Below are 16,780 nucleotides of genomic sequence, written 5' to 3' on the forward strand. Positions count from 1 at the left end.
CCCACAAGCACAACGCGCAGCCTGCCCAGGACGGATGAAGCCCCCCGATTCCGCCCGGACCCCCGGACCCCCCTCCCTGCCTGACAGCCACCTGCCAAGGGCACAAGAGCCAGCCCCTGGATGATGCCCCCCTTCATCACAACGGCTCCTGCCCACTGGCCGGGACGCCCGGGCCTTCCGGCGGCGGACAGGGCTCCGGCCCCGCAGGCCGGCGTAACGCCGGCTTCCTGCACAACCAGCCGGTCTGCTGTCCGTGGAACGCCTCGCAGCGTGGCGCACCGGCCGGAGAAAAGACGGCAAACGTTTCGCCGGCCAGTCCGTCACCCGCCGCAGCGGGTGGGGGCCAGACCGCAGCATGGTGGTTACTGGGAGGGACATGCCGGTCCTTACCTTGGCAGCACCGCCGCCTTCCCCCTCCCAGCGGCCCAACGCGCTGCTGCAAGCTGCGGCCGACAGGCCGACCGGTCAGGGAAGGCTCTCCAATTCAGCATGCGTCCACTTCCTGCGACCGTCAAGAACCACCATCTTGCCGAACTCGGAGTTATCATCTGATCATGGCAGGGAAGATCGAAGACTACGCCCTTCTCGGAGACCTGGAGACAGCCGCTCTCGTCGGCAAAGACGGATCGATCGACTGGCTCTGCGCCCCCCGGTTCGATTCACCGGCATGCTTCGCAGCGCTTCTTGGACAGACGGAAAACGGTCAGTGGTGGGTGGGCCCCGAGGACCGGACTCCCTGTTCCCGCCGGTCCTACCGGGGCGACACCCTCATTCTCGATTCCTGCTGGGACACAACAGCCGGATGCGTAAGAGTGACTGACTTCATGCCGCCACGGCATCAGGATCCGCAAATTATTCGGATAGTTGAGTGCCTGTCAGGCCGGGTGCGCATGCGGACGGAAATCAGGCCCAGGTTCGATAACGGGCGAGTCATGCCCCGGATGCATCAGGTAGGCTCCAGCACCCTGAGCTGCACTGCGGGCCCCGACAGTGTCTACCTGTCCGCCGGCGAAGGCATGGTGTTCGATACCGCAGGCTCCTGCGCCGCGGCAGGCTTCACACTCACCCAAGGCCAGCGCGTGGCATTCACTCTCGGGTGGAAGACCTCCCCGTTGGGGCTCACCGGCCCCATCCAGAACCCGGAACACCTGCTGGAACAAACTCTCACGTACTGGGAAGATTGGTCAGCCAAGTGCCAGTATCAAGGCCCTTGGCGCGAGGCAGTAACCCGTTCACTCATCACTCTCAAAGCCCTCACCTACGCCCCGACAGGAGGAATCGTCGCCGCCGCGACAACATCTCTTCCCGAACACCCAGGCGGCGAACGAAACTGGGATTACCGCTACTGCTGGCTCCGGGACTCTGCATTCACCCTCTCGTCCCTGCTGCGCAGTGGCTACCGGGACGAGGCCAAGGCATGGAACGACTGGCTCATCCGTACCGTCGCTGCTGAACCTCTCCAGGTGCAGCCCGTTTATGGCCTCGACGGCCAGCGGATACTTATCGAGCAAAAAGTCCCCTGGCTAGCCGGATATCTGGGGGCGGCGCCCGTCCGTGTCGGTAACGCGGCATTCGACCAGCTCCAGCTCGACGTGTACGGGGAGGTACTCAACACCTTTTATTCGGCGATGCGAGCCGGAATATCGTTTGATCCACGGATGCGGCTCTTGATCAGCAATTTTATGGATTACGTAGAAAAGCACTGGACAGAGCCTGATGAGGGGATATGGGAAGTGCGCGGCCCCCGTCGGCAATTTGTCCACTCCAAGGTCATGTCCTGGGTTGCCGCGGACCGCGCACTGCGTATGGCGCGAATTCTTGGCATGCGGCACCTGGTGACGCGATGGCGTCGTCTGCGTGAGGAGATACGCAGGGACGTATGGAACAACGGGTGGAGTGAAGAGAGACAGAGTTTTGTCCAATATTACGGATCTCAGCAGGTAGATGCTTCGGTGCTGCTGCTTCCCAAGCTGGGCTTCCTGACATCACGCGAACCCCGACTGCACAGCACCCTGCGTGCCCTGCACCAGCTCGAGAACCGGGGATTCCTGCTCAGATACGAGCCTGTCGTCGGGGACATGCATGACGTTGATGGGCTGGCAGGCCCGGAAGGAACCTTCCTGGCCTGCACGCTGTGGCTGTCAGACGCACTTGCCATAGCAGGACGGCATGACGAAGCCCGGGCAGTATTCGAGCGCGTCCTGGACATCCGAAACGACGTAGGGCTCCTGGCTGAAGAGTGGGACGCCGCCAACAAAAGGCAATTGGGCAATGTGCCTCAAGCGTTCAGCCACGTAGGAGTGGTGAACACCGCTTTCATGCTCAGCGATGCCCGCCAAGGCTCACGGGCACTCCAGCCGCCGTACGAGCTGATACGTAGTATCGGGTGATGCTTCCGGACCGTTTCCGGACCGCTTCCCGACCTGTGGCAATCAGCGATGACCAGTGTCGCACCGGATCGTACGATGGCGTATGCGCTGGGCGGGTGCTCGGCCAGACCGTGGTCCGCACTGACGGCGGGCCTTAACCCTGATTTTGGACACCCGAGACAACTGATATTGATGATATGAGGTCAGGAGTCACCTCATGGTGACGGAGCACTACCCGCAGGAGTTTAAGGCGGACGCGGTCGCGCTGTACCGGTCGCGGCCAGGAACGACGACCAAGCATGTCGCCGCCGGTCTGGGGCTCAAGTCTTCTCTGTGATCCCGAAGGGGAGCCGCGGAGATGGCCGCCGTAACGATCCGCACGCGCTTTGCCCAGCTACCGCCGAAGCGTTCCGGGCCCGCCTCCACACCGTCGCGGATGCCCGGCGAGCAGTTCCCCAAGGCCAGAAACCCCGCCCCCATCCGCATATGCCACACCACGAGTACAGCTCCCGCCCAGGGTCCGCCCGCAGTCCGCGCAGTTCCTCACGGTCGCCCGTGCTCACACCCGCCGCAATGAACCTGCAGACCCTGGTGTTTATCGCCGACCCCTCGAGGGGAATTCGCCTCTGCATTCCTGGAGGCATCAGATCCGAGCTTTACTCGGTGCTGCAAGGCAGTTTGTGCTGGAGAAGCGGAGTGCGGACTGTTCGCTGGGCATGGAGGGCGATGCCCCGCAGGAGGTTATTTCGAGCCATGGCCCTGCGCGCTACCTGGGCCTTTTCCGCTTGCCTGCAGAGCAGGGCAGCGCTCCGTGTGGGCCGCACTGCCGCTCCCTCGGCCAGGGTCGCACTGCCTGTCTTCACGGTGGACTTGTATCTCTCGTTGCCCTTCCCCAGATCGATTTGCATGAGCCCTTCTTGCGCCGCGGCATCGGCCAGGCGCAGAAGGAGCTGCAGTCCTGGCGCATAAGCGGCTGCTTGTGGGTCATAGGCGGGGAACCAGTAGCAGAGCATTGTCTGTGATCTGAGGCCGAAATGGCAGGCTAGGGGCCTCCCGCCGGAATAGAGGGTGGAGAGCGTTCCGGAGCATGTTGCGGTCTGGGTGGAGTGGAGTCTCCGAAGTGTCTCCACCACCCAGGGGCGCGCGAATTGGTCAATGCGGTGCTTCTCGCGGTACTGGGCGGACTTCCATGACATCAGAGTTTCAAGGTGACGGGGGTCACGTTCGTCGTAGACGAAGCGCAACGGGCCGAGGTCCCGCCGGAGCCGGCGTTCGTTGTTTCGCATGGTGCGGCGGAAGCGTGAAGACAGTTGGTCTGGATGCCGCAGCGGGGGAGAGGCCGTCTCGTGGCCGTCCGCCAGTGTGATCAGCGGTGATTCCTCATGATTGCTGATGGCATCTTCGAAGGCGGTCTGTCCTGCCACGAGGTGGTCGAACTGCCACAGCTGCAGGCCGCATGCTTTCAGGAGTGCATCGGTGTCCACACCGGCGGCTTCGTGGTGGACAAGTCCCTGAGCATCGCAGATGCCGTGGCCGATGGGGCGGCCGAAGCCCATGAGCCGCCGCTCGAACGGAAAGAAGGCGACTGGGGATCCGGAACGCTCGGCTACGGCTACTCGTGCTGACGGCCGCTGTGTACCGACAGCCTGTGTGAACTCCGGTGACAGGAATGGGTTGGCCGGCACCGACTCGCCCATCATGCTGCGCCAGGCCCGGACTTCTGCAGCTGAGAGGTCAGCTGGTGGGATGTTTTTTATCAGCATGGCGCCGTCCTCTTCACCTGGAGAGCCGGTCGATCATCTGTGCGTAGTCGTGCAGAGATGAGCCGGGGGTCCCGTCGTACAGCTGGCCGTCGAAAGCCCACATGAGGCCGGAAAGGCCACATGTTTCCATCTGGTGCGCTGCCTCGGTCATTACGCCTGGGTAATAGGGGGCGATGTGGGGGCCTGCGCTTTCTCCGCCGATTCTGAAGCCTGCGCGACGGGCGATCTGGGAAACCCAGCGTGGCGACGACCAGTCACGGAGCCGTTCGTTATGAGGCGAGTCGGTGTCCACGTGGTTGTCAGCAGCTTCGCAGCCGTTGTTGCGGGGTTTGCCCGAGCCGTCAACGAGTGCTGTGGTGATGATTTGCACGTTGTCGCGGTGCTTGATCAGTGGAATGGTGAAGGAGAATCCCGCTCCCTGGGCTATGAGCCGACCGGTGACTGACCCGTCCAGATACCGGTGGAGTGCTGCTGCTCGGTCAGCAGGGAAATATCCGGTCCCGGGCACGAGTACTTTCACCAGGCCCCCATACTCCATCGAGCGGTACAGCCCGATCTGCCAGTTGACGGCGTCAGCCAGGGAGGACAGATACCAGTCGTACCACTGGGCCACCTGTCGGCGGGGGAACGGCATGCCTCGGTAGACGCGCTCCCCGGGTTTCCAGCCGGGATAGGGGGCCGCAGACTGGCCCGGTGGAAGTCCGCGGGCCATTCCCTGGGCGTTGTCATCAAAGGCCCAATATGCCCCCTTTGTCTGCTCCGGTGCGGGATAGGCGTATTCGCCCACCTCGTTCACGCCCACCCGGACAGCCCACAGCTGCCGCATGTCGATCTCGGCGGCCAGCCGTCTGAGGTACTCCTCGGCTTCGGCACGTATCGCTGCGCTGAAGACGACGTTGGGGTTCTTGGTGTTGCGCCGGCCGTCCTGGCTCACGTATGCGGCCTCAGGATGCTTTGCATGCAACCAGGGCGGCGCGTGGTGAAGACCGGTGCCCAGTTCCACTCTGACGCCTGATGAGCGGAAGGCCCGCAGGTCCTGGCGCAGCTTGTTGATGTATGCCGTGTCGTAGACACCGTTGGCGGGCTCGAAACGGTCCCACCGCACTTGGAGGTGCGCTACGGAGATGCCCTGGCCGGCCGCGGCGTTGATGCGGGCGGTGTTGGTCTGCAGGGTACCGAAGTAGTACGTCCGCTCTGGAGGGCCTCCAGGAAGCATCATCAGGGTGACCAGCGTAGCGATCGCCCCGGCGGTCAAGGCGCTCACCAGCAGTCTGAGAGCGGGGGCGGTCATTGCAGCAGCTCCTGGTAGAGGCCAGCGTATTCCGTGCGGAAACGGTCAGGCGAGAAACGCCTTTCGGCCACGGCTCTGCCGCGGTGTGCCATCGTCTGCCAGCGCCGCGGCTGCTGCAGCAGCTGCTGCAGCAGGCGGGCAGCCTGGCCGGTGTCGCCGACGGGCGCACGCAGGACCGCGTCCTGCAGCGAAGCGAACTGTGGCAGATCACTGAGAATGGCGGGCCGGCCGGTAGCCAGCGCGCCGAGCACGGTCAGCGGCACGTCGGCCTTTCCCCTCAGGGACGCGGGCAGGAACATGAGCACATCTGCTGAGGCGATGAGCTGGGGCATGTCCTCTACGTAACCCAGCACGGCCGTGTCGGTCACTCCTTGCTGGCGGGCTTCGCGCCGCAGCTCCTCCCGCAGCCAGGGCAAGTCCTGCCCTGGGCGTCCCCGCAGAGCAAGCACAAGACGCAACCGGGTACCGGACCGCACGGCGGCGCCGGCGGCAGCGATGGCCTCACGCACGCCGCACTGCGGGTCGTGATGACCGGTGACGAGCACAACCGGCGGCGTTGAGCCAGTGCGTGGCCGGTACTTCCAGTGCTCTGCCGGGACCATGGGCGGCAGGACTCTCACATCCCCGAAACCTGCAGTGGCCAGCTGGCTGGCCGTGGCCTGGGAAAGCGCGACGCTGGTGCCCAGCGGACGTGCCCGCCGCAGCAGTGAGGAGTCGACGACCCCCGGCACTGTGTGCAGCACGGGCCTGCCGCCTATGAGCGGCGGCCACAGACGGGAGAAGGCGGGAAAACCGGTCCCGATGGTCATAACAGCGTGGATGAGGCTGACACGCCGTGCCAGCCACACGCTCGCCAGGGCGATCTGCAGACGCTGCTGCAGATGCGGCAGGCCGTCTGCGGACAGCACGGGAACGGCAGTCCCCGGCACGTCCTCGGCCGACCGGCGGCGGCGCCCGAACCACAGGAAGTCAACCTCCGGTATGGAGCGGGCGAGCGCAGCGGCCAGCTGTATGTCGGCTCCGTCCTGCCCGTCGAGGGGGCTGCTCGTGACGAGCAGGACGCGTGGTCTGGTCCTCACCGGCCCGTCTCCGTTCTGCGGGGGGCGTCACCGTCGAGAGGGAGCCGGTACAGAGCGAGCGCCCCGTAGGTGCGGCCACGCGTGACGAAGACGAGTTCACCGCCGGCGGTGAGACTGCGCACCTGGCGTTCGTTCATGCGGCCGTAACCCTCTTCGATCACCTTCCAGGGAACCACCAGGTACCGGGACCCGGCGGCTTTGCGGGCCTGTGGCGTGCTCCAGTTGCCCAGCCGGTAGCGGTCTTTCAGAGCCCAGTCGGTCACGCCCCGGGTGGTGGTGCCGTCAGCCGCAGTCACGGCAGCGCCTCTGGGAACATGGTGTGCCATGTAGGTGCGCAGCCGGGCGAACCCGTCGTCGCTCTGGGTGCGCAGAGCGGCGTAAGAGGCTCCGGAGAAGCATGAGATGGCTGCGAGAGCTGTCACCGCACTGACGCTGGCCATACGCGCACGGCTCGCACGGCTCGCACGGCTGCGCCGGCGCGGCCAGGCCGTCGTGACGGCGGCAATGTTGGGAACGATCAGCAGGTACAGGGCCTGCTCTTCCAGCGTCCCCAGTGCCACCGCGTAAGCGAGGGTAAGACCGGCCGACAGGTGGAACAGCGCAATGGTGCGGTGCAGTGGGTCTCTGCGGCGCAACAGGCTCACCAGGGCGAACGGTCCGAGGAAGAGGACGGCATAGGTTGGGCCGAAGGTGGTTATCTCCTCCACGAGGCGCTCGGTAAGGGGCGGCCTCCCCTGAGCGTTGAATCCCGTTTCCTGCAGAAAACCCAGCAGGCGCTGCACGCCGTGTGTCTTCGCATACCAGAATTCTTCAAAATGGCCGGCAGCCGCCACGGTTGCGACATAGATCCCGTACGGGATGACAGTGGCAGCAGCGGTGAGCAGGAGCTGTCGGCGAGGCGGGCCCCAGTTGAGTGCGGCACCGAGAAGAACGGGCAGGAGTGTAATGAGCGCAGAGTGATCCTTGGTGAGAACCGCCATGGCAAAGAAGCAGCCTGCGCAGACTGCACGAGCGCTGGCGCGCGGCGCCACGGGGCGCTGGGCGAGCGGAATGAGCACCAGGTATCCGGCCAGCACCCACATCATTGTTTCGGTCTCAAGCATCACGCGGTTGTTCTGGCGTATGCAGTACGGGTCGAGCGCGAACAGCAGGGCGGCGGCTGCAGCGGCGGGCCGTGACCGCACACGCGCCACCAGGAGTACGAGCAGAGAGGCTGTGACACCCGAGAGGAGAGCGTTGATGATCCGGAGCCGGTAGATGCTGCTGATGAGTTCCTCGTCCAGGCCGAATATGTGCATCCAGGCGGCTTCCAGGTAGAAGAATCCTGGAGGGTGAAGGAAGAACAGCCCCTCGTCGGTGCGGGGAAAACCTCCCTGCGCAGCGCTGAGGCCGACCTCGCGGTAAATCAGCTCGTCGATGAACAAGTCACCGGAGGGCCCGATGGCCACCAGCCGAAGACCCGTGGTGACGGTGAACGCGGCCCAGGCCAGCACAGCGACGGGTACACGCGGGCGTGCAGGTGTGGCCTCACCGTCCCGGACAGTGGCAGGGCGGGGGAGGGTCGTGCTCATCCCGTGCTCCCAGCGGGCATGAAATATTCCTCCGGGCGGGCGGGCACCCGGCCGTCAGGGAACAGTGCTTTTACCTGGGTGCCGTATTTGAGCAGAAGAGGGGTTTTGCGTTCTGTCCCGTGCCCGTAGGAATGTGCCGTCAGTGCGTTCCGCATCACGAAGGAGGTATCTGCCCGGTGCCGTACGTTGTAGGGGAAGTCGCTGTAGTACACAATGCGCTGACGGCTCCGCTCTGCAGCGGAGCGCACCAGGAGGTGGTCGGCGTGGCCGCCTACTGCCAGCGGAGCAAGCAGCAACTGCGGACCGTGGCGCGCGACATCGCTGATGGTCCCGGTCACTGCAAGGAGTACAGCCGCATCATGCCGGGACAGCTTGCCGGCTGCGAGATGCAGGCGGTAGGTGGGATAGACATGTGTTGCTTCTGGCAGCCACCTGCAGGCTTTGCGTCTTGCCGCGGCCGCACCGGTTTTGCATCTGAACAAGCCGTCCGTCAGCCCCATGTGCCGCCAGGCGGCCCCCAGTTCTTTGAGGGCTTCCCTGTCCTCTTCCTGCCGTTCTGCGTAGAGGTCTTGCGCGCTGCCAGCCCCCGTCTGGTGCAGGTAGCGACGGGCTGAAAGGGTGTGCGGAGGCGGCCCGGCTTCTGTGAAGAACGTTATGACCGTCACCGGTACGTGCCGGCATGCTTCCATGAGGAAAGCGCCGCAGGACAGGACCGCATCGTCGAGATGAGGAGAGAAGACGGTCACGGGCAGGCCCTTCAGCATGGCGCTGATCGTTGTGTCGCCGCTCATGGCACTTCGCCTCCTGCAGCATCTTGTAGCGGCATGGGCTCTGATCCGTCCTGTCGCAGGAGGTCGTGCACCAGCGCCAGGTACCGGCCGGTCATTTTGTCCCAGCTGAACAACCGGGCTGTGGCCAGCGCCGAGCGTCCCAGCCGCTCGCGCTGCCCCGGGTCTGACGCGATCTGCCTGAGGGTCTTGCCGAGCGCTCTGGTGTCGAACGGAGCGACTGGTACTCCGCCGCCGTTCTGGGTCCAGCGCATGGACGGCAAATCGAAATGCACCACGGGTTTCCCGTGGGCCATGGCTTCCAGAGCCACCAGGCCGAAAGTCTCATGACGGGACGGCATGACCACAAGAGCGCTGCCTTTGATGAGGTCTTCCTTCTGCGCGCCGGTGACTCTGCCGACACGCCGTACTCCCTGTCCCCGCTCCTGGACGAGCGCGTCAAGTTTTCTTTCTTCCGCCCGTGTGCCGCCGCCGGCAAGCAGCAGTGGCATGGGCCGGCCGCAGCAGTGGTAGGCATCGAGCAGCAGGTCGATGCCCTTCTGCCAGACGTCCATGCGGCCCAGGAACAAGATGTAGTCACCGGTGCCCAGCCCCTGCGTCTGCGGGGGAGGGTCTACTCCGTTAGGGATGACCGATACCTCCGCGCGCGGGCTTGCCCGCCGCAGGGTGCAGGCATCGGCATCGTTCAGGGCGACCAGATGGCGATAGCACTGCAGGCCGAGCCGCTCGAGCAGAAAGAAGGGAATGTGGTAACGGTGCCAAGCGAGACTGCCGCTGCGGACCTGGTCGATTCCCACCACCGGAGCTTTCGTGACCAGAGGCAGACCGCTTGTGGAAAACGGCGGGGTGAAGCTCTCCAGCCACAGGTCGTGCGGGAGGCGCCGGGCCACGAAGGGAAGCGCGGCCTGGAACAGCAGCTGTCCTGCACGGGGCCCCGCCCACGTCACGGGCAATGACCGGTAGACTACCTGGTTGCGGACCCGGGCCCCGCGGTGCCGGCCGGCAGTTACCACCGTGACCTCGAAGTCTTCCGCCAGGCGCTGGGCAATCTTCTCCGTGACCACAGCTCCACCGCCACGGTAATGAGGACTGGTCATGTCATCGAAGACGGACAGCACCACACGCCGCCGCGACGGGGCTGCTCCCTTAATGGCGCTGAGTACCGGGCCGAGAGCGTGCAGGGCCGTCCGGGAGGGGCCCCCTGCACCCGTCGGCAGATGCACCACACCGGACAGTGCCTGGGCCAGGCGCCGGTAACGCTCCTGCTCTTTGCGCAGCCACCCCTCGTCCCGGACCCCGTCGTACGCATCGCGCGCCAGTATCGCCGCAGCATGGTCCTCCAGCAGGAGGGTGATGCAGTAGCGGCGCGCCAGGGCGCTGAATGCGCGTGCCAGCCAGCTGTCGGGACCCGGGTGGAACTTCACCAGGCCGTCCAGCGGACCGCGGTCGGTGATGATCACCCGGCGTTGGCAGGGCCGCGCCCGGGCACGGGCCTTGACGTGCGCCCATGCCAGACGCAGAGCCGATTCCATCACGTCCAGCAGCCCGTGCGTGCGGTCCAGCGCGAGGATGAGTCCCCTAAGGCGCCCGCTTTCCCCTGCCGTGCCGCGCCACCGCCCTGGCCGGCGGAATCTCCTGCAGACCACGCACCCGTAGCAGTAGGCGGTGGTGACAGCGAAGCCACGCTGTCTCAGCAGGTCGGCGAGGTTGGCCGTGAGGGTGGACTTGCCTGTGCCGTCCTGGCCGCAGACCGCGACCACAGCCGCACCAGCGGTGCCTGTCATGGGGCCGACCTTCCTGCATTCTTGGCTACTGTGAGCACTGGACGTAGCGCAATTTCCCTGGCCGCTGTATGCGGATTGCCCCGCCGCAGCAGATGCCCTGCGTGTTCTGCTCCGGCAAGGAGAGCCGCTGGGACGGGCAAGGCAAGCGGCAGGGCCACCGTGCCGCCTCTGTCTATGTGCCTGACAGTGTCGGCTGTCAGGCGCAGTGCGGCCGTGAAGCCTCGCACCCAGCCTTCCCGGACTGCCTCCCGCCGCGCCTCGGCGACTACCTCCGGCTGCGCTATCAAGGAGCGCAAAGCAAGCAGTTCGGACATGTCGAAAGCCAGGTTCTGAAACAGGCCGTGAGCCAGCCAGATCCTCAAGCGGTCGGCAGGACACGGCTCAAGCCACCGGCCCTCGGAGGAAGGCCGTGCCCGCTCCAGCAGACGTCCCGCGGGGATCACCGGTATCCCGAACCATGTGACAGCTTTGTGCAGGTGAGCTGCGGGACCGGTATCCGGTGCGAGAAGAACCTTGCTGCCCCGCTCCAGCCAGTACACCGAACGCCGCTTGTACCAGCCCTCCAGAGCTTCTTCAGCAGCTTGCCACCGCTGCTCGGGCACGACGAGGTCGAAGTTGCTGTATACGTAGTCGCCACCGAGGTCAGCCTTGATGAGAACAGCAGGTATTCCTGCGCAGTGAAGGCGCTGCGTCACTTCGTCGAGCCGCCGCCGAAACAGCCCCGTGGCCGCTGCGACCTCGCAGGTGGTCGTGGACAGGCGGGCCGGGTAGGCACGGGCAAGCAGTCCTTCGACCTGGTTGCCACGAGCCAGCGCCAGCGCTTCACCCAGCGCAGCGTCATCTGCTGCCGGCGGTGTGCGGTGCCACACCGCATCGCACAGCAGCCGCTGCACCTCGTGCCCGGCACGGGAATGGCGGGGGGCAGGGGACTGCTCATGGTGACGGAAGAAGCACCAGGCAGCGTAGACGGCGACCGCCGCAGCGGTAGCTGACCACAAGAGCGGGTGAGGCCGCGTTGCGATCAGAACGGCCGCCATAAGCAGCGGCGGTATGACCGACAGGCGGGGGTAGACGCTGGTGCCGCGACTCCGGATCAGACGCACAGCGAGCAGAACCCATGCGAGCGTCGTCCCGGCCGCCGCTCCCACGGCAAGGCCGGCCACACCACCCCTCTGCCATCCGGCAAGCAGTGCGCCACCGTAAACGACCAGCCCCGCGGCCTGCCACCGCAGACAGCGGTAGTCGTTCACAGCCTGACTGAAGGTTGCCGTCAGCGTCAGGAGCCCGATGGCGAAACCGGACACCGCGGTGAACGGAAGCAGCGAGCCTGTCAGAGAGTACTGGGCCGGGAACAGCAAGGTCAGCAGGGCGGATGGAAGAGAACCCACGACAAGGCTGAGAGGAAGCGCGGCGACGCAGTACAGCCGCACGGCACCCCTGGTCAGCTCACTGGCACACAGCCGTCTGCTCAGAGCAGGGAAGAACGCCAGCGAGATGGCCCCTGCCATGAACAGAGGAACCCGGCCGAGCATCACGGCGGCCTGGTAACTCGCAGCCTCCGGGCCGCCCGTGGGCAGCACCGCGACGAGGATCACATCCGTGGCGACCATGACGGCGATCAGCCCCTGCACACAGGCCGCGCCCGCAGCCCGGCGCCACGCCTCACGCCTGACCGCCACGCGGAACCACCGCTGACGGCCACCTCCGCGCCGGCGGGGCCACCACAAGACAAACGGCAGCACAGCCAGCCCGATTCCCAGCACCGCTCCATTGGCACCCATCCCCCAGACCGCCACCAGCAGCACACCAACGACGATCTTGAGTGCCGCCTCACTCATGCTCACGCACGCCAGGGTGCGCATCCGCTCGTTGCCCTGCAGCCAGCCCACCGGCACGCGGGTGAGGTACAGCGCCCCGGTGCACAGGGCGAGGAGGACAACCGTGTCGGCACTGGCAAACGTCGACGCCACGCCCGCCACGGCGAAAGAGGAGACAATTGCACCGACGACGGCCGTGACGACGCTGAGATTGACGGCCTCCGTTCGCTCCGCGTCCAGGCTCGCCTGGGCCAGACCCTGAGCAAGCACCCACGGAATAACAACAATCGCAACGGTGGCGGCACAGAGCACCAGGGCCTGCCCTGCCGCGAACACTGCGTACGCGTGCACATCCAGCAAGCGGGTGAGCACCAGCGCATACCCGTAGTTCAGCACGCCCACGATCACCGCGCCGACGGTCACCCAGCGGGCGCCGCGCACGATCGAAGCCTCATCCGGGCCCGACGACCGCCGCAGGCCGAGCAGCTGTGCCGCCGTCATGACGAGGGCTCTGCGTGACCGAGGAGGACGTCCCGGCGGGTCGCCAGGGCCACCCGCCCCTCCGGCACGCCCAGGCGTCGAAGGACTGCACAAGCCCGCACCTCGTCGCAATTGTGCAACAGCAGGCCGAATCGATCATCCCGACGGGTGAAGCAGTCGGTCTGCCGCAGGCCCTGAGCCAGCCGCAGCTCCATAGCATCGGGATCGGTTGCTGCAAAGCGCCCAGTGGCCGAGAGATTGCCGGGCTGCCGGCGCTGCCGGACATGCCGGTGCACCCGATGGGTTTCCTCCCCGATGACCGCAGCCAGCCTGGCGGCGCTGCTGTCCCAGGAGAACTGCTCGGCCCACCGGCGGCAGTCTGCCGCAAACCGTCCCGCCACCTCTGGCTCGCGAAGCGAGTTCAGCGCCGGGACGACCCCTTCTTCCAGCGGCGACCCGGACGGCTGAATCCAGCCGTTGCGCATGTGCGCCACCGCATCGCGCAGTCCTGGAACGTCGTAGACGAGCGCCGGCGTCCCCATGGCATTCGCCTCGATGACGGTCAGGCCCCAGCCTTCGGCCACAGAGGGAACAACCGTCATCCAAGCCCGGGCCAGCAGCTCGTCTTTACGCTGCTCCGTCACCCGTCCGTGAAAACTGACGGCGTGCGTGATATCCAGCCGCGCTGCAAGGGCGCGCAGGGGTCCGAGCTGATCACCGTCCCCGCACACATCGACGTGCAGATCGGGCACCTGGCGCAGCACCGCAGGGATGGCGTGCACAAGCAGATCCACCCGCTTGTGCGGCACCAGCCGGCTGACGACGGTGAGGTGGGGGGTGGAACTGCGGCGGCAGGGCGGCACAGCCGGAACAGCAGGGCGCCCATTGGGCACGATATGCACTGGATTGTGCAGACCCAGCTCGCGCCGCGCGCCTTCCTTGGTCGATGGCGAGACGACGACCAGGGGACGACCGCGGTAGACCAGCCGGCTCACCTGCTTCTCCAGAACCCGCCCCAGCGAGTTCATCGGCCAGCGGAACCGAACATCGAACTGCTGCTGATGAACATGGTGAATGACGCAAACATCAGCCGTCCACCGGGGTACGAACAAGGGAGAGAAGAAAGGAATACCATTCTGGAAATCAATCACCGCATCGTAAGCGTGCGGGTGGCGCAGCAGGTGCCGTGCTGCAGCCAAATAAACTCCAAAGGTCCCACCCTGCCGCAGGATGCGCACGCCGTCCTGAACTTGCACCGCTGCAGCGCCCGCATACCGGGCGCTCAGGAGCGTCACGCTGGCACCAGCACGGGCGAACCTTTTAGCAATCTCGAAACAGTACGCCTCGGCGCCGCCCGCCGACGGATGCGAAGGATCACGCCAATTGAGAAACAGAAGGTCTGTCCGGGCCAGCTGTGTAAGAGCATCAGTTCTCATGTCGGTCACTTCGCCAGGGTGATACGGACAAGGTCGGCCATCGAACGCAGGCCATCGCGGCGGGCCGAGAAGGTTGAACCAGGGACGTCCGACCAGGCCACGGGTACCTCTACAACCTGCAACTTGCTCTGCACCACACGGCTCAGGAGCTCGACGTCAAAGGAAAAACCATCGATACGACAGGTACGGACAATCTCACGGATCAGCGGGCCATCGAAAAACTTGAAACCACACTGAGTGTCTGCGATATCCCGCAGCCCTGCGGGCCTCAGGTGCCGGAACACCCAGCTGCCGCACCGGCGCCCCACGGACTGCTCAGCCTCATACCGCGCCCCGGCTGCGCGCCGGGAGGCGATCACCGCAGCGTGCCCTCCCATGAGCAGCGGCATAACCCGGTCCAGCGTCTCGATGGGCGTCGCGTTATCAGCATCAGCAAAACCTATATAACGGGCATTCGACGTGACAATGCCACGCCGTACGGCCGCCCCTTTGCCGTGATCGCTGCAACCAATCACCCGAACGGGAACCGGCCCGCCGTTAAACTCATAGGCGACGTCACGAGTACCGTCCGCACTGTCGTTATCTACCACGACCACGGCGGACGACCACGAACGGCCGGCGAGGTAGTCGACCGTAGCGCTCAGCGTATCGGGAAGCCGCTTTTCCTCATTGCATGCCGGAATGACGACCTCAAGCTCCACCTCGGAACGCTGGAGGGTTATAGGCACCTCGAAGCCGGCCTGCGGCCAGGCGGCGCCACGGCGGCTGCGGTCAAGAGTGAAGGGCGACCTCATCCGGACCAGTCCCCACCGCCTGAGAAGTTCAGCCGGCTCCTGACAGCTGCAGAATCACCCTCGTCTGACCGCCCACGGCGGCCACCCTGCCGACGGGCTCCGCCGCAGCGCCTGCGTGGCCCGCGGCAGCATGCCCGAGCGCTGGTGGGCCGCCACCTGGCGACCGGCACCCGCTGTACCCGGCCTCTGCAGCGAGCAATGCGGTCGCTGGCCCGGCGAGCGAGGTGCTGTGCCTTCCGCGCCGCCCTGGGGGACCCCGTGCCGAAGCTGGCGACAGGCCAGTCGGTCACTCGCCGCAGCGGGTGAGGAGCCGGTACGCGAAGGGCAGCTGCCGCAGGAATGGACATAAAACGCCTTCTTCGTTCCAGAGTTACCGCAATTCCCATGGTCGGCGCCCTCTTCCAGCATGTCAAGAAGGGCGCTTATGACTGACGGGCACCGTGACCGGCCAGCAGCCGATGCAGCGTATTGCGTGGGCGATACCGCCAAAGGAGCATGAACACATCAAAGCCCTCGCGGAAAGTGCGCCGCCGGACAGGTCCGCTGCCCGAACGTTCCTGGGCAGGGACCTCCACGGTGCGCAGACCGTACTGGAGCGCACGCACCACCGCCCCTGGAGGTGCCTCCAGGCAAACGCCCTCCCCGTTCCCGATGATCTCCATAAAGGGTCTGGGGAAAGCGCATATCCCGCACCACAAGTCAGTCAATTGTTGACCATAGAACATGTGGGTGAAGTGCAGCAGCAAGCGGTGCACACAGCGGTGCAGCCACGGACGGCCAGGACCGCCCCCGCCAGCGATAAAACGAGATCCTTTGACGAAGCCGTACCCTGTGTCGAGGTAATGCAGATAGTGCTGGATGTCAGGAGGAGACGCCGCGTCCTCTCCCTCACACACCACAATCAGTTCCCCCTGTGGAATCACACCACCCCATATCGGAGCGGACCCGTCTGCCGACGTCCGCCTGACTACAAGTACTTCATCCGCGCAGGGCGGGCTGTAGGCGGACAGCCACGACGGAACCTCTCCCCCCGGGCTGATCAGGACCACCAAACTGACTCGCACGCGTAACCGCCCACCGTCAGCTGCGACCTTGGCCGGACGATCAGTAGACCGGCGAAGCGGGTGAGCGATCACGAGGCCACCTCCGGAGCCAGAGGGATATACAACTGAGGATGCGGCGACCGGTCAATTGCGTCAAGCTCACCCAAAATGACACGGCTGCTTCAGCAGGCCATACCGGATCAAGTAAGGCGTACCGCCAAGACTGTCTCCTTATGGAGACACCCAGGCAGCAGTCCTCGCAGGATCGGTGGTCATTTCCGTAAACAACTTCCCCTTGCAGTACTGATCTTTGAGGCTGTGGTTGACGAGTCGGCCATGTGCGGCATACCAGAGGTATGGGGACTCGGACTCCCGGGCAGCTGAGCCTGGTTGAGGCAGAACGGCGGCGTCTGCAGGCGGCCGACTTATTCGAACAAGATGCGGCGGAGCAAGGTCGCGGAGGTGCTTAGGGATGCTCCTATGGCTGTCAAGCCGCTGGAGCGAGGTCGGTTTGAGTGATTCGTTCGGTTGGTGTGCTGGTCAGGGCGCGGTAGACCTCGCGGGC

General features: G+C 65.3%; 11 protein-coding genes. 2 read left to right on the forward strand and 9 right to left on the reverse strand.

Annotated features, from left to right (window positions below; translation table 11 throughout):
• Window positions 1–554 precede the first annotated feature (554 nt).
• Window positions 555–2,390 (forward strand): glycoside hydrolase family 15 protein, encoded by a 1,836-nt coding sequence (locus AC07DW_RS28530; protein WP_478860549.1) that lies wholly within the window; start codon window positions 555–557, stop codon window positions 2,388–2,390.
• A gap of 196 nt (window positions 2,391–2,586) precedes the next feature.
• The gene (locus tag AC07DW_RS28535) at window positions 2,587–2,706 is read left to right on the forward strand and encodes a transposase (RefSeq protein ID WP_478860550.1); all 120 of its coding nucleotides are present in this window, start codon (window positions 2,587–2,589) and stop codon (window positions 2,704–2,706) included.
• Between the two features lie 319 nt (window positions 2,707–3,025).
• On the opposite strand, the gene AC07DW_RS28540 is transcribed toward AC07DW_RS28535, so the two are convergent.
• The 9 genes from AC07DW_RS28540 to AC07DW_RS28580 are packed head-to-tail and all read right to left on the reverse strand — an operon-like array spanning window position 3,026 to window position 15,079.
• Complete coding sequence (locus AC07DW_RS28540) at window positions 3,026–4,132, reverse strand: GNAT family N-acetyltransferase (protein ID WP_478860551.1); 1,107 nt, start codon at window positions 4,130–4,132, stop codon at window positions 3,026–3,028.
• Between the two features lie 13 nt (window positions 4,133–4,145).
• Window positions 4,146–5,423, reverse strand: coding sequence for a beta-galactosidase (locus AC07DW_RS28545; protein WP_478860552.1), 1,278 nt, complete (start codon window positions 5,421–5,423; stop codon window positions 4,146–4,148).
• Entirely contained in the window at window positions 5,420–6,502 is a 1,083-nt protein-coding gene (locus AC07DW_RS28550; protein WP_478860553.1) for a glycosyltransferase, read from the reverse strand. The genes AC07DW_RS28545 and AC07DW_RS28550 overlap by 4 nt, the downstream gene beginning before the upstream one ends.
• Window positions 6,499–8,073, reverse strand: coding sequence for an ArnT family glycosyltransferase (locus tag AC07DW_RS28555; RefSeq protein ID WP_478860554.1), 1,575 nt, complete (start codon window positions 8,071–8,073; stop codon window positions 6,499–6,501). The genes AC07DW_RS28550 and AC07DW_RS28555 overlap by 4 nt, the downstream gene beginning before the upstream one ends.
• Entirely contained in the window at window positions 8,070–8,864 is a 795-nt protein-coding gene (locus tag AC07DW_RS28560) for a PIG-L deacetylase family protein (protein ID WP_478860555.1), read from the reverse strand. The genes AC07DW_RS28555 and AC07DW_RS28560 overlap by 4 nt, the downstream gene beginning before the upstream one ends.
• Window positions 8,861–10,645, reverse strand: a complete 1,785-nt coding sequence (locus AC07DW_RS28565) for a glycosyltransferase (protein ID WP_478860556.1) — start codon at window positions 10,643–10,645, stop codon at window positions 8,861–8,863. The genes AC07DW_RS28560 and AC07DW_RS28565 overlap by 4 nt, the downstream gene beginning before the upstream one ends.
• Window positions 10,642–12,963: an oligosaccharide flippase family protein gene (locus AC07DW_RS28570; RefSeq protein WP_478860557.1), complete on the reverse strand. Its 2,322-nt coding sequence runs from the start codon at window positions 12,961–12,963 to the stop codon at window positions 10,642–10,644. Before AC07DW_RS28570 ends, AC07DW_RS28565 begins: the two co-directional genes overlap by 4 nt.
• Complete coding sequence (locus tag AC07DW_RS28575) at window positions 12,960–14,378, reverse strand: glycosyltransferase family 4 protein (protein WP_478860559.1); 1,419 nt, start codon at window positions 14,376–14,378, stop codon at window positions 12,960–12,962. The genes AC07DW_RS28570 and AC07DW_RS28575 overlap by 4 nt, the downstream gene beginning before the upstream one ends.
• Window positions 14,379–14,383: 5 nt before the next feature.
• The gene (locus AC07DW_RS28580; RefSeq protein ID WP_478860558.1) at window positions 14,384–15,079 is read right to left on the reverse strand and encodes a glycosyltransferase; all 696 of its coding nucleotides are present in this window, start codon (window positions 15,077–15,079) and stop codon (window positions 14,384–14,386) included.
• Window positions 15,080–16,780: the final 1,701 nt, after the last annotated feature.

The organism is Streptomyces sp. NPDC045701 (assembly GCF_056432045.1).

Coding starts and splice junctions, on each gene's coding strand:
- AC07DW_RS28530 (WP_478860549.1), top strand. CDS start 555: ATGGCAGGGAAGATCGAAGACTACGCCCTTCTCGGAGACCTGGAGACA.
- AC07DW_RS28535 (WP_478860550.1), top strand. CDS start 2,587: ATGGTGACGGAGCACTACCCGCAGGAGTTTAAGGCGGACGCGGTCGCG.
- AC07DW_RS28540 (WP_478860551.1), bottom strand. CDS start 4,132: ATGCTGATAAAAAACATCCCACCAGCTGACCTCTCAGCTGCAGAAGTC.
- AC07DW_RS28545 (WP_478860552.1), bottom strand. CDS start 5,423: ATGACCGCCCCCGCTCTCAGACTGCTGGTGAGCGCCTTGACCGCCGGG.
- AC07DW_RS28555 (WP_478860554.1), bottom strand. CDS start 8,073: ATGAGCACGACCCTCCCCCGCCCTGCCACTGTCCGGGACGGTGAGGCC.
- AC07DW_RS28560 (WP_478860555.1), bottom strand. CDS start 8,864: ATGAGCGGCGACACAACGATCAGCGCCATGCTGAAGGGCCTGCCCGTG.
- AC07DW_RS28565 (WP_478860556.1), bottom strand. CDS start 10,645: ATGACAGGCACCGCTGGTGCGGCTGTGGTCGCGGTCTGCGGCCAGGAC.
- AC07DW_RS28570 (WP_478860557.1), bottom strand. CDS start 12,963: ATGACGGCGGCACAGCTGCTCGGCCTGCGGCGGTCGTCGGGCCCGGAT.
- AC07DW_RS28575 (WP_478860559.1), bottom strand. CDS start 14,378: ATGAGAACTGATGCTCTTACACAGCTGGCCCGGACAGACCTTCTGTTT.